A 16,781-nucleotide genomic window follows, 5' to 3' on the forward strand; every position below is an offset into this window, starting at 1 on the left:
TTGTTTAGAAGTCAGGCACTTGTAAATAAAGACCATTTTTGAAGCGGTGCTGAGTCTGACCCGAAGCACCTTCTAAAAAATCAGAATAATCGCTGCTGATTTTTTAAGCAGTCCACAGAGTCGGTTCCCGCTTTTTCGTCGCTGCTGACTGGGATAGCGTGCGGGGTATGAGCAGTACCCCTCGATTCATTCACCTTCGCGTTCACACTGAATATTCCCTGCTGGAAGGCGCTGTGCGGCTGAAAAAACTGCCCGGCCTTTGCGAGAAGGCAGAGATGCCCGCCGTTGCGGTGACCGACACCAACTCGATGTTCTCGGCGCTGGAGTTTTCAGTCACCGCCAGCGGGGCCGGGATTCAGCCGATCATGGGGTGTCAGGTCGATCTGACCTATGTGCAGCCGCAACCCGGTGAGAAGCCGAAAGCGCCTGCGCCTCTGGTGCTGCTGGCGCAGTCCGAGGTTGGGTATGAGAACCTTATGAAGCTGAGCTCCTGCCTCTATGTGGACAAAGGCGGGCAGTTGCCGCAGGTCACGTTGGAGGAGCTGGCGGATCGGTCGGAGGGTCTGATCTGTTTGACTGGTGGACCAGAAGGCCCAGTGGGAATGTTGCTGCAGCAAGGTCAGCGCCCTGCGGCTGAGGCTCTGGTCGACCGGTTGGCGGGGATGTTCCCGGATCGTTTGTATATCGAACTGCAACGCCATCCGGGCGAGGACGGCCAGCCTGAGGCCGAGCGCCTGACCGAGCGCGGTCATGTCGAGATGGCCTATGCGAAGAACCTGCCTCTGGTCGCCACCAATGACGTCTATTTTCCAACCTCGGATATGTATGAGGCGCATGATGCGCTGATCTGTATCGCCGAGGGGGCCTATGTCGATCAGCAAGCCGGTCGCCGCCGTCTGACCGCGCAGCATTTTTTCAAGTCGCAGCAGGAAATGGTGACCCTGTTTGCAGATTTGCCCGAGGCCATCGAGAACACGGTCGAGATCGCGCGCCGTTGCGCCTTTATGGCCTATCGTCGTGATCCCATACTGCCCAAATTTGCCGATGATGAAGTGGCCGAACTGCGCCGCATTGCGAATGAGGGTCTGCAGAAACGTCTGGCCGTGATCCCTCATGCGGTGACGCCCGAGGAATATCAGGAACGTCTGGATTTTGAGCTGGGGATCATCGAAGGCATGGGATTCCCCGGCTACTTCCTGATCGTTGCCGACTTTATCCAATGGTCCAAGGATCATGATATTCCGGTAGGACCGGGTCGAGGCTCGGGTGCGGGGTCTCTGGTAGCCTATGCCCTAACGATCACTGACCTTGATCCGTTGCGCTACAGCTTGCTGTTCGAACGGTTCTTGAACCCCGAGCGGGTCTCGATGCCCGACTTCGACATCGATTTCTGTATGGACCGCCGGGAAGAGGTGATCCGCTACGTGCAGCAGAAATATGGGCGTGACAAGGTGGGGCAGATCATCACCTTTGGTGCGTTGCTGTCAAAGGCTGCCGTGCGTGACATCGGGCGGGTTTTGCAGATGCCTTATGGGCAAGTCGACCGGCTGTCCAAGATGATCCCGGTTGAGGGGGTTAAACCCGTCTCAATCGAAAAGGCCCTGAAGGATGAGCCGCGCCTGCGCGAAGAAGCGCGGAATGAAGAGGTGGTGGAGCGTTTGCTCAACTATGGCCAACAGGTTGAAGGGCTGTTGCGGAACGCCTCGACCCACGCGGCGGGTGTGGTGATCGGCGACCGGCCGTTGGATGCGCTAGTGCCGCTCTATCAGGACCCTCGGTCCGACATGCCTGCGACCCAGTTCAATATGAAATGGGTGGAACAGGCCGGGTTGGTGAAGTTCGACTTTCTGGGTCTGAAAACGCTGACCGTGATCCAGAACGCGATGGATCTGATCTTCAAATCCGGGCGGCCTCTGCATGTCGCGGCGGACGGGACCGAGCTCTATGAACCAGCTGAAGGGGCCGAGAACCAGATCAACGCCATCCCGCTGGATGATGAGCCGACATACAAGCTCTATTCCGCGGCCAAGACAGTGGCGGTGTTCCAGGTGGAATCCTCGGGCATGATGGACGCGCTCAAGCGCATGAAACCTACCTGTATCGAGGATATCGTGGCCCTTGTGGCGCTCTATCGCCCCGGTCCGATGGAGAACATCCCGACCTATTGTGAGGTCAAAAACGGGTTGCGGAAAATCGAATCCGTGCATCCGCTGATCGATTATATCCTTGAGGAAACGCAGGGCATCATCGTCTACCAGGAACAGGTGATGCAAATCGCTCAGGTGATGGCCGGGTATTCCCTCGGCGGCGCTGACCTGCTGCGCCGCGCTATGGGTAAGAAGATCAAAGAGGCGATGGATGCCGAACGCCCGAAATTCGAAAAGGGCGCCGCAGAGAATGGTGTGGATGCCAAGAAAGCCTCCGAGGTGTTCGACCTGCTGGAGAAATTCGCCAACTACGGCTTCAACAAATCCCACGCGGCCGCCTATGCGGTGGTCAGCTATCAGACCGGCTGGTTGAAGGCGAACCATCCGGTTGAGTTCATGGCGGGCGTCATGAACTGCGATATCCACCTGACCGATAAACTGGCCGTTTACTTTGAAGAGGTCCGCAAGGGGCTGGACCTGCCTTACATCCCGCCTTGTGTGAACCGCTCTCAGGCCACGTTTGATGTGGACAATGGGCATCTTGTCTATGCGCTGGGCGCGTTGAAAAACGTGGGTGTCGAGGCGATGAGCCTTGTGGTTGATGGTCGGGGTGATAAACCCTTTGTCAACCTGTTCAACTTCGCGCGCCGGGTTGATCTGAAAAAGGTCGGCAAGCGCCCGTTGGAGATGCTGGCACGGGCCGGGGCCTTTGATGAACTAGACAAGAACCGCCGCCGCGTGTTCGAAAGCCTCGATCCGCTAGTGCAGTATTCGGCGGCGATCCACGAACAGAAGAACTCGAACCAGGTGTCATTGTTTGGCGAGGCGGGGGACGACCTACCCGAACCGCGCCTGTCGCCGACGCCGGATTGGCTGCCTGCTGAACGCCTGAGCGAAGAGTTCAAAGCCATCGGTTTCTACCTGTCGGGCCATCCGCTGGACGACTACATGCCTGCACTGAAACGCAAACAGGTGCTGACCTTGGATGAGGTGACGGAAAAGGCGCGCTCTGGCCCTCTGATCGCGAAGATGGCCGGGGTTGTTGCCGGCCGGCAGGAACGGAAATCGGCCCGCGGCAACCGCTTTGCCTTTGCGCAGCTTTCGGACCCGACTGGTGCGTATGAGGTCACGCTGTTCTCGGAAACGCTGGAGAAATCGCGCGAATATCTTGAGACGGGCGCGCAGGTGGTTCTGACCGCCGAGGCGACGATGGAGGCAGATCAGCTGAAACTTCTGGGTCGTTCGGTTGGTCCGGTAGATTCGGTTGTGGCCGAGGCGGGTGCGACCGGCCTGCGCATATTCGTCGATCAGCCGCAGGTGCTGCCCACAGTGGCAAGCGTGCTGGCGGATGCCGCCAGCGCTGCGAAGGGGGCTGCAAAAGGGCCGATCCAGCTGTGCCTGATGGACCCAGGACTGCCGGGCGATGTCGAGATGGATCTGGGGCAGGACTTCCCGATCAACCCGCAGATCAAAGGCGCGATCAAGTCGCTGGATGGCGTTCTGTCAGTGGAAGAGGTCTGATCCCGGCTTTATTGCCACAGCGATGTCCCCCGGCTAGGCTGTAACTGCACATTCTGTGACAAATGAAACAGGAGGGTTAGGGTTTGGCTCTTTCAGCTATGGGCTCCAAAGCGTTGGTATTGGCGGGGGCGATCTCGCTTTCCGTGGCGACTGCGGCTTTTGCGGACGACAAAAAGAAGAAGCAGACAATCGAAGGTGCGTTGATCGGCGCCGGAGTTGGGGCCCTGATCGGTGACGGCAAGGGCGCGGCAATCGGCGGTGTGGCCGGTGCGATTATCGGACACAACTGGAAGTGATTGCGATGCGGATGAAAACTCTCAAGCCTGTTGTGTTGGTATCACTTTTGGTGACTCCGGTGTTTGCTTTGGCCGACGAAGCCGCTCAGCAGATGGTGCAGGATGCCTTGCCTGTCATGCACTACACCTGCGCCTCAATCGCCGAAGAGGCGGACGGGGATGAGGCCTTTGTTGTTGAGGTCGTGGGCAAGATGACGGCCCTGTCGCTCTATAATCGTCAGATCAATATCGAAGACCACGCCGCCACGGATGAAGACAAAGCGCAACTACGCGAAGCGTTCATCGCCGCTCTGTCTGAGGGCTGTGCTGCGGATAAAAACGCCCTTCTAGGCGGGGTCGTCGACAACGCGGTGAAAGCGTCGCTGGGGTTGTGAGCCTGGATACTCTATTTAGCGTCCCGACGCGGGCAAATCGTGGCCGAATTTCAGTTGCTTGATCTTAGAGCCGGTAAACCCACGCCAGTGCTTTCGAACCCGCCATCGGACGCGATCACCTGACCCGTGACGTAGCTGGCTTTGTCCGAACAAAGGAAATAGATCACTTGCGCGATCTCATCCTCCGAACCGTATCTGTTCAGTGGGATAGCGTCATGATATGCGGCGATGATTTCGGGCGAGTGGACTGCCATCGCAAGCTTGGTACGGACCGGGCCTGGACACACACAATTGGCGCGTATACCGAATTCTCCTAGTTCGGCGGCTTGTTGCTTGGTCAGGTGGATGACGCCCGCCTTAGACGTTCCGTATGCTATCCGAAGTGTGCTGGCCCTCAGTCCCGAAATCGATGCGATGTTGACGATAGCACCGCGGCTTTTGCGAAGGGCCGGTATAGTCGCCTGGGATACCAGAAACACGCCATCAAGGTTGGTTTCCATAACGCGACGCCACACCTCGAAATCGTGTTCTTCAATTGGTCCGAAATCTGCGACACCCGCGTTGTTCACCACAGCATCAATGCGATTGAACTCGGTGAGAACGGCCTTGACCAGGCTAACAACCTGATTTTGATCTGAAACGTCCGCGACGAACGCAACCGCACCGTCTAGATCCTTTGCGGCAAGAGAAAGCGCCTCAGAGTCACGATCGATCATCGCAACGTTCCAGCCGTTTTGTAGAAACAGTTTTGTTGTCGCCAGCCCGATGCCACGCGCGGCACCTGTGACAAGAGCAAGTTTGTCGGCCAATGAACGTCTCCTGCCAGTGAACTGATGTTAAAGTATTAGCCTACCAACAAGATTTCGGAAGGTAACCCAGTGATTAGTATTGGATGTGACCAGCAAGAACCGGAAAAGCAGGCAGCAACATCGAAATCTGTCTCAATAATGCGGCGGGCGTTCGTCTCCAAACACGACCCCGCCCGAGCCTTCCTGCGGCCGTTCGGCCTCGCGCTGCAGCAGCATTTCGACGCGGCGGGTCAGGCGGTCGATCTCGGATTGCTGGCGTGTGACGACGGTGTTCAGCTCTTCGACCGTGCGGGTCATATGGGCGATCTGTTCTTCCAGATGCTGCATTGGGGTCTCCTTCAGGGACGGTCATAGCGGGTCAGCAAAGCCAAGACCAGCGAAAGCGCGCCTTGCCCCGATGCGGGCCATGGGATAGACCGCGCGCGGAACATGACCCGTGAAGGACGCCCCCGATGGCCAAGCCCAAGAAACAGCCCCGCCCCAAGGCCGTAACGCCGAAAGGGTTCCGAGACTATTTCGGCGAGGAAGTCACGCAGCGCACCGAGATGCTGCGGACGATTGCGGGCGTCTATCATCGGTATGGGTTCGACGCTTTGGAGAGCAGCGCGGTCGAGACCGTCGAGGCGCTGGGCAAGTTCCTGCCCGACGTGGATCGCCCGAACGAAGGCGTGTTCGCATGGCAGGAATTTGACGAAGGCGGCAACGGAGATTGGATGGCCTTGCGCTATGACCTGACCGCGCCTCTGGCCCGCGTCTATGCGCAGCACCGCAACGACCTGCCGACGCCTTACCGCCGCTACGCGATGGGTCCGGTCTGGCGCAACGAAAAGCCGGGTCCGGGGCGGTATCGTCAATTCTATCAGTGCGATGCGGACACTGTCGGCACCGCCTCGATGGCTGCGGATGCCGAGATCTGCGCGATGCTGTCAGACACGCTGGAGACCGTCGGCATTCCGCGCGGCGATTACCTTGTGCGCGTCAACAACCGCAAGGTTCTGAACGGTGTGCTTGAAGCGATGGGTCTGGGCGAAGACGCCGCCGCCCGCGACAACGTTCTGCGCACCATCGACAAGTTCGACAAGGTCGGTGAGGCCGGTGTCCGAGAGCTGTTGACCAAGGGCCGTCTGGATGCCTCGGGTGCGTTTATCGACGGTGTGGGCCTGAGCGAAGATCAGGCCGAACCGGTGCTTGCTTTCCTGACCTCCAAAGCTGCTGATACCGCCGGAACGCTCGCGAACCTGCGTGCTGCGGTTGGCGACAGCAAGATCGGTGCAGACGGCATTGCAGAACTGGAACAGATCGGTTCGCTGCTGGATGCGGGCGGCTACGGTTCGGACCGGATCGAGATCGACCCGTCGGTAGTACGCGGTCTCGGCTACTACACCGGCCCGGTTTATGAAGCCGAGTTGACCTTTGAGATTTTCGACGAAAAAGGCCGCAAGCGGCAGTTCGGTTCCGTCTCAGGTGGTGGTCGTTACGACGATCTGGTCAAGCGCTTCACCGGGCAGGAGGTGCCTGCAACTGGTGTCTCCATCGGTGTCGATCGCCTGTTGGCCGCTCTGCGCGAGAAGGGGCGTCTCAGCGCGCAGGCAACAGGTCCTGTGGTCGTCACTGTCATGGATCGCGACCGTATGGCTGACTATCAGGCGATGGTGGCTGAGCTGCGGAATGCCGGTATCCGGGCCGAAGTCTACCTGGGCAATCCGAAGAACTTCGGCAATCAGCTGAAATATGCGGACAAACGGAATTCTCCCATCGCGGTGATCGAAGGGGGTGACGAGAAGGCCAATGGCATCGTTCAGATCAAAGACCTGATCCTTGGCGCCAAAATCGCCGAAAGTGCCACGCTGGAGGAATGGAAAGAACGTCCCAGCCAATTCGAAGTGCCGCGCGGTGATCTGATCGCAAAGGTCCGTGAAATTCTGGACAGTCAGGACTGAGCCATGGCCAACCGTTCCAAGATACAGGCCCGCGCCGCGATGATGCGCGTCCGGTTCGAGGCGGCAGGTGCGCAGGTGGTCGATACGCCTCTGCTGCAACCGGCCGAGACACTGCTGGACCTCTACGGCGAAGACATCCGCGGACGTGCTTATGTCACGTCGGACGCCCTGCGGGGCGAGCAGATGCTGCGCCCGGATTTCACTCTGCCGGTGGTGCAGATGCACATGAGCGACGGCGCAGAACCCGCGCGCTATACCTATTCCGGAGAGGTCTTTCGCCGTCAGGAGCATGACCCGGACCGGTCGAATGAATATATCCAGGTGGGCTATGAGGTCTTTGATCGCGACGATCCATCCGGCGCGGACGCCGAGGTGTTCTCGCTGTTTGCGTTGCAGTTGCGGGGTCTGCCTTTGCGGGCGGCGACCGGGGATATCGGAATTCTGACCGCAGCCGTCGAGGGCCTTCGCACGACCGAGCGTCGCAAGACCGCTCTGATGCGGCATCTGTGGCGCCCCCGCCGGTTCCGCATTCTTCTGGATCGGTTTGCAGGTCGCAAACCCGGCCCCGAAGGGCGCGACGAGTTGCTGAATGCCGCAGACCCTTTGGACAACGACATTCCGATGATCGGTAAGCGCCGTGCCTCCGAGATCGAGGCGCGGATCGAAGCTTTACGTGAAGATCGCGACACGCCGCCCATCTCAGACAACGAACTGGCCGGGTTGGAGACGCTTTTGAATGTGCGCGAGACCATGCCATTTGCGCTGGAACAGCTGCGCGATGTGGCGGTCGACCTGCCGCAGATCACGCAAGCGCTTGATCGGCTTGAAGCCCGGATCTCAGCGATGCAGGCGCGGGGTGTGGATGTTGAGCGGTTGGATTTTGAGGCTGCGTATGGCCGGACCTCGATGGAGTACTACGACGGGTTCGTCTTTGGCTTCTACGCCGAAGGCCGCCCTGATCTGCCTCCGATCGCGACTGGCGGGCGCTATGATGCGCTGACCCGGCAGTTGGGCAATGGCGAAGAAATTCCGGCTGTTGGCGGTGTCATCCGCCCCGACCTGATGCTCGAGATCGAGGAGGACGCACAATGAGCCTGAAACTGGGCGTGCCCTCGAAGGGCCGGTTGATGGAGAAGACTTTCTCGTGGTTCGAAAAGCGCGGCATCACTCTGTCGCGCAGTGGGTCGGACCGGGAATATGCGGGCAAGGTTGAGGGGATCGATGATGTCTCGTTGATCCTGCTGTCAGCGGGTGAAATCCCGCGTGAGCTGGCCGCGGGTCGTATTCACCTGGGGGTCACGGGTGTTGACCTTGTGCAGGAAAAGCTGCCGCGCTGGGAACAGCAAGTTGAAGAGGTTGCCGCGCTTGGTTTTGGCAAGGCGGATCTGATCATCGCCACGCCTGCTTGTTGGGTGGATGTGGATACGCTGGACGATCTGGATGCAGCCGCCGCTGCGTTCCGCAGAACACATGGTCACCGGCTGCGGATTGCGACCAAGTACCACCGTTTGGTTCGTGAGTTTCTGACCGATGCCGGGGTGGCCGACTATGCTCTGGTTGACAGCCAGGGCGCGACTGAAGGCACCGTGATGAACGAAACGGCCGAGGCCGTTGCCGATATCACCTCGACCGGTGAAACACTGCGGGCCAATCACCTGAAGATCCTCTCGGACGGTCTCATCCTGCAATCGCAAGCGACCCTGTGGCGCAGCCGTGTGGCGAGCTACGATGCTGGCGACAAAGCGGTTCTGTCCGAGCTTTTGGATCGCCTGCGCTGACTACAATATGCCGATTTCGGCCAGAGCGCGGTTCAGATCGTCAGGCAGGGCGTCGTCCTGCTCACGCGATTTTGGAAGATCGGCTGGGGTGTCTTCGGGCTTCAGATAGCGCCATCCCTGAAAGGGGCGCTTAAGAGCGTTCTGGGTGCGATGCAACTCGGGGTCGAGAACAATGGCGCAGCGACGGATGCCGTCCTCACCGCGTACCTCATCAAGGCGCAGGATGCGCTGGCGGCATTGGATCACGCCTTTGATCACCCAATAGATCGAACCTCCGTCCAGGATCTCGGCCTCGCGCTTGGGCCACATGCGCGTCACGTGGCGCGGGCAACCATCTGCATAAAGCGGCTTGCGGCTGTCCTGCCACGCCATCAGCGTGTCAACGCTCTCTGACCCGACCGAAAGTTTGACGAGGTTTACGAATTTATCCACAGTTTACCCACAGAGTCGCCACAAAGGAATTGCTTAAGAAGGTAGGGTTAACGGCCTATTGCATCAAGTCATAGTAGCGCTAGGTGACCAATTTGGTCTATCTTGTATGCCTCGCAGCTGAATAGGAATCACCAATGAGCCGCTTTGCCGCCCCCATCGCCGAGCAGATCTGGGACATGAAATACCGCTTTAAACAGGCGGATGGCACGCCCATCGACCAGACGGTCGAGGACAGCTGGAGACGTATCGCGCGCGATCTGGCGCGGGTTGAGGCTGACCCGACGCATTGGGAAGAAAAGTTCTACGTCGCGCTGGAGGATTTCAAATACCTGCCCGCTGGACGCATCACCGCAGGCGCGGGCACCGCGCGGCAGGTGACCCTGTTCAACTGCTTCGTCATGGGCACCGTGCCCGACAGCATGGGCGGCATTTTCGATATGCTGAAAGAGGCCGCGCTGACCATGCAGCAGGGTGGGGGGATCGGCTATGATTTCTCGACCATCCGTCCCCGCGGGGCGGATGTGAAAGGGGTCGCTGCGGATGCATCGGGGCCTTTGTCGTTCATGGATGTCTGGGACGCAATGTGCCGCACGATCATGTCCGCAGGCTCGCGCAGGGGCGCGATGATGGCGACGATGCGCTGCGATCACCCGGATATCGAACAGTTCATCACTGCCAAGTCTGACCCGGCGCGTCTGCGCATGTTTAACATGTCGGTGCTGGTTACTGACCCGTTCATGGAGGCCGTCAAGGCCGACGGCCCGTGGGAGCTGGTGTTCGGTGGCAAGGTCTATCACACCGTTCAAGCGCGGGACCTGTGGAACAAGATCATGCAGGCGACCTATGACTATGCCGAGCCGGGCGTGATCTTCATCGACCGCATCAACGCGGCCAACAACCTGAGCTATGTCGAAACGATTGCCGCGACTAACCCCTGTGGCGAGCAACCTCTGCCGCCTTATGGCGCATGCCTGTTGGGGTCGATCAATCTGGCCCGGTTGGTGGCCGAGCCTTTCGATGACGCCGCGCATCTGGACGAGGATGCTTTGAAAGAGTTGGTCTCCACTGCTGTGCGCATGATGGACAATGTGGTGGACGCGTCAAAATTCCCTCTGCCCGAGCAGGAGGCTGAGGCGCAGGCTAAGCGCCGCATCGGGCTGGGTGTGACAGGTCTGGCAGATGCGCTGTTGATGTTGGGCCTGCGCTATGGCTCTGACGAGGCGGCGCGTCAGACCGAGCGCTGGTTGCACGCGATCGCCCGCGCCGCGTATCTGGCCTCGGTGCAGTTGGCGAAGGAGAAGGGGGCGTTTCCCTTGTTCGATGCCGAGAAGTTCCTCGCCAGCGGTACGATGCAGCAGATGGATGACGATGTGCGCGATGAAATCCGCGCGCATGGGATCCGTAACGCTTTGCTGACCTCGATCGCGCCGACGGGCACGATCTCTCTCTATGCTGGGAACGTGTCGTCGGGGATCGAGCCGGTTTTTGCCTACGCCTACACGCGTAAGGTGTTGCAGAAGGATGGCTCGCGTACCGAAGAAGAAGTCGTGGACTATGCCGTGCAGATGTGGCGCGACAAGTTTGGCGACAAGGACCTGCCGGAGTTTTTCGTGAATGCGCAGACGCTGTCCCCGTCGGATCACGTCAAGATGCAGGCCGCAGCACAGAAATGGATCGACAGTTCGATTTCGAAAACGATCAACTGCCCTGAGGACATCAGTTTTGACGCGTTCAAAGATGTCTACATGCAGGCCTGGGATCAGGGGTGCAAAGGCTGCACCACCTATCGCCCCAATGACGTGACCGGATCGGTCCTTACCGTTTCCGAGAGTGCGGATACCGCACCGGGCGAAAGCGCCGCCGCCCCGCATGAGGTCGATGGCGGCGACGTCGTCTACATGTCCGAGCCGCTGGACCGCCCGCAGTCGCTGGAGGGGTCGACCTACAAGTTGAAATGGCCCGACAGTGAGCATGCGATCTATCTGACGATCAACGATATTGTCATCGGGGGCCGCCGCCGTCCGTTCGAGGTGTTCATCAATTCGAAGAACATGGAGCATTACGCCTGGACACTGGCGCTGACCCGTATGATCTCGGCCGTGTTCCGGCGAGGCGGGGATGTTTCGTTCGTGGTCGAAGAGCTCAAGGCCGTGTTCGACCCGCGCGGGGGTGCCTGGGTGAAGGGCAAATATATCCCGTCGATCTTGGCAGCGATTGGCGGGGTGATCGAGCAGCACATGGTCAATATCGGCTTTCTCGAGGGAGAGGGGATGGGGCTAAAGTCCGACCCTCAGGCGCAGGTCGTCAACATGGATGCACCACGGGGCAAAGCATGCCCGTCATGTGGGCAGTATGACATGGTGATGATCGAAGGCTGCATGACGTGCAGAAGCTGCGGTCACTCGAAATGTGGCTGAGGTGAGGGCGCGAAACCCGTTGTGAACCGCAAGGCAATAAGAACCCATCTCGTCAGTATTGTCGCCCATACGCAAGGTCATTTGCGCCCACAATCCGAAACTCTTGGGTTTCTAGGGAAGAAATGGCGCCGGGTCTTTGATCGCCGAGACCTTTATGTGCGAGTTGGGAAGTACACACCGAAATCTCGCGAGTTTTGTACCAACAACAGAACATTGGCCAGCTGCTCGGATCGCATCTGTAGGCATCATTCCCTGACGGACTAGCACGTCAACTTGCGGCAGCTTCTGAACTATTTCCTCTTGCTTGTGTCTCTTGTTCGACATTCGCGGTCCACCGTTTCTCAAACAGAACGGTGGACCAAATCAAACGAAGCACTCCATCGCGTCAATTGTTGAAGAACTCTGCCACTGCATCGGTCGACGCTTTCACGGCCTCGGGCTTATAGTAAAAGTCTACGTGGCTGAATTCATCGAATGCCAACTCTTTGTGGTCATTGGTCAGTTTTTCGACAAATGCGGTCGAGCAGATCGCTGTGGAGGCATTTGTGCCGTAGATGGTCAGCGACGGCTGCACGATTTTGTCTGCATAGGCTTCACAAATTGAGAACAAAGACTGCATTGCCTGATCAGCAATGTGCATGTTGGTATAGTTGGGAACTGCAACCGGCCCCTTAGCACCATCACGGCCGTAATAGTCATAGGTTTCGCCAGCCATGTCTGGGTAGGCGGCCGCTTCCGTGAACTCTTCACGAGACATTTCGTCGTTCAAGCCGAACGGTGCAACGTAGTCTGGCTCGCCGGTTTCATATTGCTTCTGCATCGAGGCATTTGCTGCGTCGATCATCTGATTGGCCATATCGCGATCGGTCCACTGGAACGCGTCCGAGGCCATCATACCCGACACCATGGCGATTTTCTTGATACGGTGGTCTGTCACCGCTGCCGATGCGATGGTCTGACCGCCCTGACAGACGCCAAGGCCATAGATTTCTTCGACGAAGGGTAGCGTACCCAGGTACGAAACCGCGTCCCAGGTGTTTTCGATCAGGCGGAAATTGTAGCGCGATTGTTTGAATTCGCCGGGCAGTGCGGGGCTATCGCCCATGCCCAGATAGTCGAAGCCGAGATAGATGAAGCCGCGTGCCGCCATTTCGGGGCCGTAGGTCGCTGGTATTTGATCCTTAACCTGCGGGAACGGGCTGGCTCCCACGATGGCCTTGTAGGTTTTGGTCTCATCAAAACCTTCGGGCAGGTAGAGATCACCGGCCAAATCCACGCCAAAAGATTTAAAGGTCACTGCGTTTTTGCCAGCGATGAAAGTTTGGGGGGTCATGGTTTGGGTCCTTTCGAGGTCGAGCAGGATTGCACCTTGCTAAAGTAAATCGCTTTGTTTACTTATGTTGAGGAGGTGAATTTTGTAAACGCAATTTTTTACTTTTTGAGGCGAAATCCGTGAAACGTACTGAAAAGAAAAGAAAAGATATCATCGATGCAGCAATCGATGAGTTTCGGGAACAAGGATTTCTAGGGGCTAGGACGACCTCAATCGCCCAAAAAGCAAATGTTTCGAGCCGCACGCTCTACAACCACTTCGAAAGCAAAGAGGCCCTCTTCGAAGCAATCTCAGAAATCATGTTGGAGCAGAACCGGAGTATGCAGCCGGTTGCCTATGACCCAAGTCGTGACTTCGTTGAGCAGCTGAAAGACGCTCTTTGGGGGTACATCTCGATCATAACGGAAGAGACAGCAATTGGTCTAAACCGCATGGTCCTTTCAGAGCTGATCCGCGACCTCGATCGTTCTCGGAAATTCTTCACGGAGACAGAAGCGCACGACTACCCAATGACGCAGTTGATCGGTGAAGCCATGGACGCGGGCGTAATCCGAAAAGCCGATCCGGTCTTCGCGACCAACCAGCTCTTGGGGCTTGTCAAAAACTTCTTCTTCTGGCCGGAGTTTTTCCTGGGCGAGAACCCGATCCCCAATGGCGTAATGGACGATTGCATCGCCATGTTTATGGCGCACTACAAAATGGGCAAGTGAACCGCTGGTGAAGCGCTAAGTGCTGGTCGTCACGATGGCAAACAATCGAAGCCGAAGGTCACCCACCGAAAAGATCGCTTATGCGCGGACCTTCTTTAAACGGCTGACGGCTTCCGACATCGATCGCATACCTCCGGTATTCAGAAGTTGCAGCGTTCTTCAGTCCAGAACTGTCTTTGGAAAGTAGAATGAGACCGTCCAGTTTGGGATATCCACGATCTCACTGATGCGCAGATCGCCGCAGACCGAGCAGAGCATGTAGGCATCAAGCGCGGACATCCCCGTCGTGGCCGAGATCCAGTCGACCATGCCCGCCACCGCATCGCGGGCGGCCTGCATGAGATCCTCACCGATGCCTGTCGTCGCCTTGTAGCCGGAGGTATCGAAATGGCGGGTGACGGGACCGTCGGTTTCAAACCGGGGATAGGGCAAGTTCTCGCCTTTGAGAAGGTCGATTTTGATGGCCACGTCCATAGGGCTTTCGATGGCTGTGCCGCAAATCTCGCCATCGCCTTGCGCCGCATGGGTGTCCCCCAGAGACAGCATCCCGCCCGCTACTTCAACCGGGAGGTAAAGCGTTGTCCCTACGCAATTGTCGCGGATGTCCAGGTTGCCCCCAACTCGGCGTGGAGGCACGACGGAATGCAGACCCGGCTCGGCCAGCGCCAGCCCGATTGTGCCGACGAACGGCTTCAGCGGTACCTTCCCGCCGGGGCCGAACAGGGCAGGGGTCATCGCGTTGGCGTCATAGTTCCAGATATGCAGGGCTGCGTCGGGAAACTGATCGGTCAGCAGGCCAAACCCGGGGATGTTGGCGGTCCAACCCCAGCCCGAAGGTTTGAAATCAAGAAAGGTCACGGCAACGGTATCACCGGGCTCGGCCCCTTTGATGTGGATCGGTCCTGTGACCGGATTGACCGCGTCAAAGGACAGCGCACCCAGGTCAGCCACGGTCGAGGAGGCGTTCAACTGCCCGCCCGAGCTGTCGATGGTTTCGACCTCGACGGTCTCGCCGGGGTCGACGCTCAGGACGGGTTCGATGGAGTTGTCCCAGCCGAAATGGTGGTTGTGTTTGTGAATAGTGTGGTTGCAACCCATGACTTACTCCTGTTTTTTCAGAACCAGGTCTTCGATTTCTTGATCACCCATGATACCTCCGGGACGCAGGGCCATAGTCAGTACGATGACAGTTCCCAGTGCAATACCCGACAAGCCGAGCACTTCGGGCAGGTCGATGCCCAGCAAGACCGGGCCGGTTTCCAGCCATCGCACGCATTCCAACCCGAACGAGATCAGAAGCGTGCCCAGAACCGCACCTGTGACTGTCCGCATTCCCCCAAGGATCAGCATGGCGAGTGTCAGAAAGACGTGGTTGAAATAGAAGGGCCGTGCGCTGATCGTGCCAAGGAAATAGGCGTAAGCAATCCCGGCGACCGCAAGCAGGATGGCTGACAGGACCCAGGCAATCAGGCGTAACCGGCGAATATTCACGCCCATTGCGGCGGCTCCGACCTCATCATCGGCGCAGGCGCGTAGTTGGATGCCCCAACGGCTTTCGCGAAACAGGCGCACTACGAAGACAACGAACACGGACAAGATCACGATTGACGTCAGTGAAAACACCTGCGGAATGCCGAAAAACGCTTGGTTTCCTTTGAAAATGTCGGTGCGGTACAGGAATACCGAGTGCACGATGACTAGGACGGCAAGGGAAAAGATGGTCACGCCAGATCCCGTCAGGCGCACGACAAACAGCCCAACGATCAGGGCCAGAACGGCGGTGATCACAATGGCAAGCAGGGCCGAACTGACCGGATCCAGCGAAAAGGCATTCAACCCCCAAGGCGCATCCGGAAGAGAGATGGATTTGACCGTTACCGGCGTCACGCAGATCGCGGCCACATAGGCACCGATCCCCATAAAGGCACTGTGGCTGAGGTTGGTCAGGCGCGCATTGCCCATGAATATCTGCATGGCCAGAACAACCAGTAGGTTCACGTAGGCGCTGTAGACCAGCCGAAGCTGATAGCGAGAGCCGAAATAGGTCACGATCAGCCCAATCGCGATCAATACGGCGGCCAGGATCGCAGCGCCCACCAGCCCGCGTCTCTGACTAGGGTTCAGGATCATATCTTGTCCCCCTTCTCAGTCGGGGGTGACAGGATGCCATCCGGCCTCCAAACCAGAACAAGGGCTATGATTCCAAAGACAAAGGCGTCTTTCATGCCGCCATATTCCTGCGGCAGAAGGACCAGCATCGCGACCTCGATGGCGCCGAGAAGGAAGCCGCCCAGCACGGCTCCGGGCAGGCTGCCGAACCCTCCGACGACGCAGGCCACAAAGGCCTTGAGGACCGGGTTGAACCCTAGGTGCGGATCAACAGACCCGCGCCGCGCCATGATGAAGATACAAGCTAGCCCGGCTAGAAGGCCCGACACCATGAAGGCCACTGCAAACACTCTGTTGGATTTGACGCCAACCATCCGGACCATCTCAAAATCCAGCGAGGCGGCGCGCATGGCCAGACCCAGTGTTGTGCGTTTGAGAAACAGCATCAGTCCGACGATCACCAGCACAGTCGTCACCGCCTCGAACACCTGAAGGGAGGATACCTGAACGCCGAAAAGCTGCACTGGCCAGTCGAGGAAATACAGCGACGTCACAGCCACGGGGCGTGGTGAGACCGCAAGCAAGAACACGTTCTGCAAAATGATTGAGACACCAAAGGCGGTCAGCAGACCCGTTGTTGGATCTGCGTATCGCACGGGTCGGAACGCCACTCGTTCCAGCAACAAGGACATCAGGATCGCAGCGGCGATAGCTCCGCCTATAACGATAAAGGGGTTGTTCAGCGCCAGTGCAGCAAAGGCCACCATCGTGTAGCCACCGACCGCGATCACCTCACCATGGGCAAAGTTCACCAGCCCCATGATCGAAAAGACAATCGCCAGGCCGAGTGCAATCAGCGCATATTCCGCACCAAAGGCGAGCGCGTTCATCATCTGCTGGGCCACATATTCCATG

15 protein-coding genes are annotated in these 16,781 nt (G+C 58.2%); 8 read left to right on the forward strand and 7 right to left on the reverse strand.

Features of this window, described 5'->3' with window-relative positions; genetic code table 11:
• Positions 1-167 precede the first annotated feature (167 nt).
• The 3 genes from dnaE to ACR0KL_RS13150 all read left to right on the forward strand — a co-directional run bounded on the left by dnaE (position 168) and on the right by ACR0KL_RS13150 (position 4,338).
• Entirely contained in the window at positions 168-3,668 is a 3,501-nt protein-coding gene (gene dnaE, locus ACR0KL_RS13140; RefSeq protein WP_480777130.1) for a DNA polymerase III subunit alpha, read from the forward strand.
• An 83-nt stretch (positions 3,669-3,751) separates the two neighbouring features.
• Positions 3,752-3,964 (forward strand): YMGG-like glycine zipper-containing protein, encoded by a 213-nt coding sequence (locus ACR0KL_RS13145; protein ID WP_419738497.1) that lies wholly within the window; start codon positions 3,752-3,754, stop codon positions 3,962-3,964.
• A gap of 11 nt (positions 3,965-3,975) precedes the next feature.
• A complete protein-coding gene (locus tag ACR0KL_RS13150) occupies positions 3,976-4,338 on the forward strand; it encodes a hypothetical protein (protein ID WP_480777131.1) in 363 nt (120 codons plus the stop codon).
• Positions 4,339-4,388: 50 nt separating this feature from the next.
• Here the strand turns inward: ACR0KL_RS13150 and ACR0KL_RS13155 are convergent, their stop codons facing one another.
• Together ACR0KL_RS13155 and ACR0KL_RS13160 are read right to left on the reverse strand one after the other, a co-directional pair.
• Entirely contained in the window at positions 4,389-5,147 is a 759-nt protein-coding gene (locus tag ACR0KL_RS13155; RefSeq protein WP_170680288.1) for an SDR family NAD(P)-dependent oxidoreductase, read from the reverse strand.
• 132 nt (positions 5,148-5,279) lie between these two features.
• Positions 5,280-5,474 (reverse strand): SlyX family protein, encoded by a 195-nt coding sequence (locus ACR0KL_RS13160; protein ID WP_170680290.1) that lies wholly within the window; start codon positions 5,472-5,474, stop codon positions 5,280-5,282.
• 125 nt (positions 5,475-5,599) lie between these two features.
• Between ACR0KL_RS13160 and hisS the strand changes: the two genes are divergently transcribed.
• The 3 genes from hisS to hisG are packed head-to-tail and all read left to right on the forward strand — an operon-like array spanning position 5,600 to position 8,865.
• A complete protein-coding gene (gene hisS / locus ACR0KL_RS13165) occupies positions 5,600-7,087 on the forward strand; it encodes a histidine--tRNA ligase (protein ID WP_170680292.1) in 1,488 nt (495 codons plus the stop codon).
• Between the two features lie 3 nt (positions 7,088-7,090).
• Positions 7,091-8,179 carry an ATP phosphoribosyltransferase regulatory subunit gene (locus ACR0KL_RS13170; protein WP_480777132.1) on the forward strand — a complete coding sequence of 363 codons (1,089 nt, stop codon included), beginning with the start codon at positions 7,091-7,093 and terminating at the stop codon, positions 8,177-8,179.
• The gene (gene hisG / locus ACR0KL_RS13175) at positions 8,176-8,865 is read left to right on the forward strand and encodes an ATP phosphoribosyltransferase (protein WP_170374507.1); all 690 of its coding nucleotides are present in this window, start codon (positions 8,176-8,178) and stop codon (positions 8,863-8,865) included. Before ACR0KL_RS13170 ends, hisG begins: the two co-directional genes overlap by 4 nt.
• Here the strand turns inward: hisG and ACR0KL_RS13180 are convergent, their stop codons facing one another.
• A complete protein-coding gene (locus ACR0KL_RS13180) occupies positions 8,866-9,297 on the reverse strand; it encodes a DUF1489 family protein (RefSeq protein WP_480777133.1) in 432 nt (143 codons plus the stop codon). It lies immediately after the preceding gene.
• Positions 9,298-9,431: 134 nt separating this feature from the next.
• Between ACR0KL_RS13180 and ACR0KL_RS13185 the strand changes: the two genes are divergently transcribed.
• Entirely contained in the window at positions 9,432-11,714 is a 2,283-nt protein-coding gene (locus ACR0KL_RS13185; protein ID WP_480777134.1) for an adenosylcobalamin-dependent ribonucleoside-diphosphate reductase, read from the forward strand.
• Positions 11,715-12,099: 385 nt separating this feature from the next.
• Here ACR0KL_RS13185 and ACR0KL_RS13190 read toward each other — a convergent pair whose 3' ends face one another.
• On the reverse strand, positions 12,100-13,047 hold the full coding sequence (locus ACR0KL_RS13190) for an alpha/beta hydrolase (protein ID WP_480777135.1): 948 nt from the start codon (positions 13,045-13,047) through the stop codon (positions 12,100-12,102).
• 119 nt (positions 13,048-13,166) lie between these two features.
• Between ACR0KL_RS13190 and ACR0KL_RS13195 the strand changes: the two genes are divergently transcribed.
• Positions 13,167-13,757: a TetR/AcrR family transcriptional regulator gene (locus tag ACR0KL_RS13195; RefSeq protein ID WP_170680302.1), complete on the forward strand. Its 591-nt coding sequence runs from the start codon at positions 13,167-13,169 to the stop codon at positions 13,755-13,757.
• Positions 13,758-13,916: 159 nt separating this feature from the next.
• On the opposite strand, the gene ACR0KL_RS13200 is transcribed toward ACR0KL_RS13195, so the two are convergent.
• The 3 genes from ACR0KL_RS13200 to ACR0KL_RS13210 are packed head-to-tail and all read right to left on the reverse strand — an operon-like array spanning position 13,917 to position 16,780.
• The gene (locus ACR0KL_RS13200; protein ID WP_170680304.1) at positions 13,917-14,855 is read right to left on the reverse strand and encodes an acetamidase/formamidase family protein; all 939 of its coding nucleotides are present in this window, start codon (positions 14,853-14,855) and stop codon (positions 13,917-13,919) included.
• A 3-nt stretch (positions 14,856-14,858) separates the two neighbouring features.
• Positions 14,859-15,887, reverse strand: coding sequence for a branched-chain amino acid ABC transporter permease (locus tag ACR0KL_RS13205; protein ID WP_170680306.1), 1,029 nt, complete (start codon positions 15,885-15,887; stop codon positions 14,859-14,861).
• Positions 15,884-16,780 (reverse strand): branched-chain amino acid ABC transporter permease, encoded by an 897-nt coding sequence (locus ACR0KL_RS13210; protein ID WP_170643166.1) that lies wholly within the window; start codon positions 16,778-16,780, stop codon positions 15,884-15,886. Before ACR0KL_RS13210 ends, ACR0KL_RS13205 begins: the two co-directional genes overlap by 4 nt.
• Position 16,781: the final 1 nt, after the last annotated feature.

This window comes from Ruegeria sp. C8 (assembly GCF_056537565.1).